This is a genomic window from Pseudomonas citronellolis (genome assembly GCF_029335315.1).
GTDB lineage: Bacteria > Pseudomonadota > Gammaproteobacteria > Pseudomonadales > Pseudomonadaceae > Pseudomonas > Pseudomonas citronellolis_A.
In genome coordinates this window covers 1-2,243 of record NZ_JARJLT010000270.1, presented here as the reverse complement: position 1 = coordinate 2,243, position 2,243 = coordinate 1, and the positions used below count along the sequence as shown (strand labels likewise).

Here is a 2,243-nt window from a genome sequence, read left to right as displayed (position 1 = left end):
CCGCGCCGCCGGCGGCGAAGCGCGCTTCATGCGCTGCGACGTGACCCGCGACGCCGAGGTCCAGGCCCTGGTGGCCGCCACCGTCGAGGCCTACGGCCGCCTGGACTACGCCTTCAACAACGCCGGCATCGAGATCGAGCAGGGCAGGCTGGCCGAGGGCAAGGAAAGCGAGTTCGACGCCATCATGGGCGTCAACGTCAAGGGCGTCTGGCTGTGCATGAAGCACCAGATCCCGGTGATGCTCGCCCAGGGCGGCGGCGCCATCGTCAACACCGCCTCGGTGGCCGGCCTCGGCGCGGCGCCGAAGATGAGCATCTACGCCGCCTCCAAGCACGCGGTGATCGGCCTGACCAAGTCGGCGGCCGTGGAATACGCGAAGAAGAAGGTGCGCATCAACGCGGTCTGCCCGGCGGTGATCGACACCGACATGTTCCGCCGCGCCTACGAGGCCGACCCGAAGAAGGCCGAGTTCGCCGCCGCCATGCACCCGGTCGGGCGCGTCGGCAAGGTCGAGGAAATCGCCGCGGCGGTGCTCTACCTGTGCAGCGACAACGCCGGCTTCACCACCGGCATCGCCCTGCCGGTGGACGGCGGTCACACCGCCCTCTGATTGATTCGGTGAATACTGGGACCACCGGTCACCCCTGCGGGGCGTGGCGGTGGCCCATGCCCCCGGACTGCGCTAGTGCTGTAGAGAACGGGCCCGCCGCCGGGGCGGGGCCAGCTGCAGCGGCCAGCGGGGAACCTGACGATGAGCGCAACGCGCGGTGCCGCCGGTGCGGCGCTGGGTGCCTGCACCTTGGCGTACCTGTTCTGTGCCGAGCCTCTGCAGGCGGCGTGCGACTTTTCCCCTTCCCCCGGCAACGACGATTACCGTTGCGACAGCGGCGTCGCCGCGGCGCTGGTCGACCCCCAGGGTAACAACAGCCTGGTCCTGCCCGCCGGCGGCAGCGGCACCATCACCGGCGCTGTCAGCTTCGGCGCCGGCGCCGACCGTATCGAGGTGGCCTCCGGGCGCATCGGTGGCGCGGTGAGCCAGGGCGACGGCATCGACAGCTTCCGCATGAGCGGTGGGCAGATTCAGTCGCTCAGCCAGGGCGACGGCTTCGACGATTTCGTCATGAGCGGCGGCACCATAGTCGGCGCCTTCGAAGGCGGCGACGCGGTGTCGATCAGCGGCGGCAGCATCGGCCGGGTGGACATCGGCCTGGGCGCCAACCGCTTCGAAATGAGTGGCGGGCGCATCCTGGCCAACCTGGTGGCCGGCTTCGACAACGATACCCTGAGCATTTCCGGCGGCAGCGTCGGTGGCAATGTCAGCCTCAGCAGCGGCAACGACCGGCTCAGCCTGAGCGGTGGCGACATCGGTGGCCAGGTACTGATGGGCGCGGGCAACGACGCCCTGCTGTGGCTGGGCGGCGGCACCTTTCATGGCGGGTTGCAGATGGCTGCCGGCGACGACAGCGTGAGCGTGACCGCGGTGCCGGCCGAGGCCTTCGCCATCCCCCCTTCGCTGGACGGCGGTCCCGGCCGCGACAGCCTGCTGCTGGAAGCGCTGAGCGCCACCGGTGGCGCGCGCTACCTGAACTGGGAAAGTATCGAATTGCGCAACGGCGCGCGCCTGGACCTGGACGACAGCCTGGTGCTCGGCGACAGCCTCAGCGGCCAGGGCCAGCTGCGTGTCGACGGCGGTAGCTTCCTCACCTCCGCCAGTGGCCGTATCCGGGCCTTCACTTCCGGCCAGCCGGCGATGCTGGTAAACGCCGGGACCATCGACCTGACCCGCAGCGGCGAGCGTACGGACGACAGCCTGACAGTGCTGGGCGATTACCGCGGCGAGACCGGCCGGTTGCTGCTGCAGGCCGTGCTGGCTGGCGATGGCGCGCCGGCGGACCGGCTGATCGTCGGCCAGGGCCGATTGGATGGGAGCACCGCCATCGTGTTGAGCAATCTCGGTGGCAGCGGTGGGCTGACTCGTGGCGACGGCATCCTGCTGGTCGAGGCGAATCAGGGCGCGAGCAGCAGTGACCAGGCCTTCAGCCTGAGCCAGGGCCTCTCCGTCGGTGCCTACCAATACTACCTGTTCAAGGGTGGCTTGACGGCCGGTACCGAGAACAGCTGGTACCTGCGCTCCAGCGTCGCCGCGCCGCCTCCGGCTCCGCCGGAACCACCGCCCCCGCCGCTTCCTCCACCGCCGCCCGAGGAACCCGCGCCTCCCCCGGTGCCACCCGAGGAGCCCGCGC

The 2,243-nt window shown here is 70.3% G+C and carries 2 protein-coding genes; both read left to right on the top strand.

Features of this window, described 5'->3' with window-relative positions; genetic code table 11:
* A partial coding sequence (locus tag P3W75_RS20375; protein ID WP_276229120.1) for an SDR family oxidoreductase occupies positions 1-610 on the top strand: 610 nt, incomplete at its 5' end.
* A 141-nt stretch (positions 611-751) separates the two neighbouring features.
* Positions 752-2,243: autotransporter outer membrane beta-barrel domain-containing protein (locus P3W75_RS20370; protein ID WP_276229119.1), on the top strand; the 1,492-nt coding region annotated here is incomplete at its 3' end.